At 51.2% G+C, this 1,263-nt stretch carries 1 protein-coding gene; it reads right to left on the bottom strand.

Translation table 11 applies throughout. The features are described from left to right. The coding region (locus BCM14_RS01565; RefSeq protein ID WP_106226249.1) for an RNA-guided endonuclease InsQ/TnpB family protein at positions 1 to 1,224 on the bottom strand (1,224 nt) is incomplete at its 3' end. Positions 1,225 to 1,263 lie beyond the last annotated feature (39 nt).

Genomic DNA, 1,263 nt, shown 5'->3' with positions numbered 1-1,263 from the left:
TCCTACGGCGCTACGCGATGATTTGCGAGTCGCTTCGGTGGGTTCCTGCTTCACAGAGCGGCCTGACTGCGCCAACTCTCCACAGGCTAAGACGCGATGTCCTCGCGCTAAAACATTGATCGCACCAACCACATCAGCGTGATTTTCGTAACCACAATCGACACACTCGAATCTCGTTTGTGTGAGCCGATTATCTTTTGATACGTGGCCGCAGGCCGGACACGTTTGGCTTGTGTGGTGCGCAGGCACAGCGAGCAAGATTGCGCCTTGCCAGCCTACCTTGTACTCAAGTTGCCGCCTGAACTCGCCCCATCCCTGATCGAGGATCGCGCGGTTTAGGCCTGACTTCTGTTTGACCATCTTGCCCGGCTGATCGCTTGAGCCCTTGGAAGACTTGGACATGTTCCGCACCTGCAAATCCTCAATACAGACGAGCGCGTGGTTTTGGCTGATCGTTGTTGTGGCTTTATGCAGGAAGTCGCGGCGTGCGCAGGCGATGTCGCTATGGATCTTCTGGATTTTGGTTTTTGCTTTCTTCCAATTGTTGCTGAATTTGACTTTGCGGCTCATGCGACGCTGATAGCGGGTGAGGCGTTGCTGGTGCTTCTTAAAGCTGTTAAGCGGCTCGATGTGAGTACCGTCGCTCATCGTCGCGAATCGAACAACACCGACATCGATACCGATCGCTGTTGTCGCTTGAGGCAAAGGTTGTTCGACTTCTCTCTCAGTTTGAACAGATACAAACCACTTGCCGCATGATTGGCTGACGGTCACATTTTTGACTTCACCCAAAACGTCACGACTCTTGCGATAGCGCATCCAGCCCAGCTTGGGGAGAAAGATACGGCGATTGCTTTGATCGAGCTTGCATCCTTGTGGATAGCGATAGCTGTCTGATTGACCCTTCTTCTTAAAGCGAGGAAAATCTGCACGCTTAGAGAAAAAGTTTTTATAGGCACGCTCTAGATCTTTAAGCGTTTGCTGCAAGGCTTGACTTGGGGATTCTTTCAGCCAGGCAAGATTCGGGTCTTGCTTCCACGACAGTAGCAAGTTTGCCAAGACGGTGTAGCTGAATCTGATGGTTTGATCAGAGGCGTACTGCTCTTTTTGCCACGCCAATGCTTTGTTGAAGACGAAGCGGCAAGCGCCTGCAAAGCGCCGCATATTGCGCTGCTGTTGACCATGAGACATCAGCTCAAATTTGTACGCTTGCAATCGCTTCATGCTGTGATTATATACAGCAGTCTGTGTATTCACAAGATA

It is taken from the genome of Jezberella montanilacus, from assembly GCF_003003055.1.
GTDB lineage: Bacteria > Pseudomonadota > Gammaproteobacteria > Burkholderiales > Burkholderiaceae_B > Zwartia > Zwartia montanilacus.
The sequence above is the reverse complement of the archived record's forward strand: the minus strand, read 5'-3'. Positions and strand labels throughout refer to the sequence as shown.